Annotated in this window: 1 protein-coding gene; it reads left to right on the plus strand. The window is 40.9% G+C overall.

Going from position 1 to position 2,529, the window contains the following annotated elements:
- A partial coding sequence (locus tag Q0951_RS17010) for a T9SS type B sorting domain-containing protein (RefSeq protein ID WP_299339527.1) occupies positions 1-2,529 on the plus strand: 2,529 nt, incomplete at its 5' end.

Below are 2,529 nucleotides of genomic sequence, written 5' to 3' on the forward strand. Positions count from 1 at the left end.
GATTTGGAGGAGTGTGATGAGGATAATGATGGTTTTACCACATTCACATTAGATGATAGAACCTTAGAGATCATAGGCGGAGAGTTAGATACAGTAGTGACCTATCATGAGACGCAAGAAGATGCAGAGACAGGGGATAATGCACTGGTTAGTCCATACACTAATATTGTTATAGATGAGCAGACAATCTACATTAGACTCACCAATACGATTACAGGTTGTTATAATGCATCAGAGACCTTAACAATCCGGGTATTACCTTCACCAGAGGTTCCTGTAGATATAGAGGATTATGTTATTTGTGATACCAATGCAGATGGGATCACCCAATTTGATTTAACGACAAAAGATGCAGAGATCATCGGAGTTCAAACCGATGTGACTTTAACATATCATGTTACAGAGGCTGATGCAGAGACGGGTAACAATCCAATCGCCAATGTAGGGAACTATACCAATACAAGTAATCCACAAACCTTATATATTCGTTTGGAGAGTTCGATCAATGGCTGTGTAGATACAGGGATGTTTGACTTGCGAGTGGAGTTACCACCAGTGGCAGTACAACCAACACCATTAGAACTTTGTGATGATGAAGTGGCCGATGAGCTTACTGTGTTTGATCTTACGGTAAAAGACAATGAGATCACAGGAGGCGAGGCGAGTTGGAGTGTGAGTTATTACGAGACACAGGCTGATGCAGATGTTCAAACTAATGCCGTAGACGCTGAGGCGTATACCAATATGTCTATAGGAGGTGCACCAGCAAACCCACAAACGCTTTATGCTGTAGTTACCGATACTGATACAGGATGTAGCGATCAAACAACGCTTACCATTCGAGTGTTACCAAACCCAACACCAACAGAGGTGCTTCCGGAGTTAATACTGTGTGATGATATCAACACAGGAGATATGGAAGAGGTCTTTGATCTTACTACTAATGAGGTATTACTACTCAATGGTGAGGTAGGCGTGACGCCAACCTATCATGAGACTCAGGAGGATGCAGAAGATGGCGTTAATGCGATAGTTGATCCAACGATGTATACCAATACATCTACACCACAGGTAATCTATGTAAGAGTGACCAATGATATTACAGGTTGTTTTACTCTAGTAAACTTTACCCTTATAGTGAATCCATTACCAGATGTTGTAGCAGTGAGCGATTTTATCGCCTGTGAGCTTAATAATGATGGTATTTATGATTTTGATCTGACAACAAAAGATGCTGAAGTACTAAATGGTCAAGATCCGACGTTATTTACAGTAACGTATCACGCCACTCAGCAAGATGCAGATGATCTTGTCAATGCGCTTGTGAGTCCGTATACTAATGTTAGTAATCCGCAACAGATTTTTGTAGCGATCACTAATAATGCTACAGGCTGTTCGATAAGCACACCGAGTTTTAATGTAGAGGTACAGGAGGCAGCAGAGGCTAATAGTGATATGGAAGCGATAGTGTTTGAGATTTGTGATGATGAGATGGACGATGATAATGACCCGAGTAATAATAGTGCTCAGTTTGATTTAGAGCAGCAAAACTCAGCAATATTAGATGGACAGGATCCAGCGAATTACATTGTGACGTATTATGCGAGTGAGGCAGATGCAGAGTTAGCAGTGAATCCACTACCAACCTTGTATGAGAATTTAGTAAACCCACAGGTGATATGGGCACGTGTAGATAATGATACACCAGATGGATCAGGTATGGATACCTCAATTTGTTATGCAGTGGCTCCATTGACCCTTCAGGTTAATCCGTTACCAGTATTTGATTTGGAGGACAGTTATATATTATGTGTGGACACTAACGGGAGTGAAGTATTAAATGCTCCAGTGTTAGATACAGGACTAAGTACACCAGCTTATGGATTTACATGGTTCTTTAATGGAACGGAGATTGTAGGAGCAACACAGGGGAGTTATATGCCAACAGCAGGAGGTACTTATAGTGTAACGGTAGTTGATATGAGCAGTTCACCAAATACGATGTGTGAGAGCAGTGATAGTACAGAGGTTATAGAGAGTGCGCCACCAGTGGTAACAGCTACAGTAAGCACAGATGCTTTTGCAGAGACCCATGTGATAGAGGTTAGTGTTGAAGGACCAGGTGATTATGAATATAGTTTAGATAATGGGGCATGGCAGGATGAACCGATCTTTGTAGATGTATCCTTAGGAGAACATGTGGTAACAGCCAGAGATAAGAATGGATGTGGAGAGGCTAGTGATGAAGTTGTGGTAATGGACTACCCATTATTTTTCACACCAAATGGAGATGGATATAATGACACATGGAACATTAGTGCAATAAATAATCAACCAAACGCAAAAATTTATATATTTGACAGATATGGAAAATTACTCAAGCAACTCAGTCCGACAGGCGCAGGATGGAATGGAACCTATAATGGGAATCCAATGCCAACAAGCGACTATTGGTTTGTAGTAGAGTATAATGAACCTAATACTGGTACACGTAAAGAATTTAAAGCCCATTTTACCCTGAAAAGATAA

The organism is uncultured Psychroserpens sp., from assembly GCF_947501425.1.
Taxonomy (GTDB): domain Bacteria; phylum Bacteroidota; class Bacteroidia; order Flavobacteriales; family Flavobacteriaceae; genus Psychroserpens.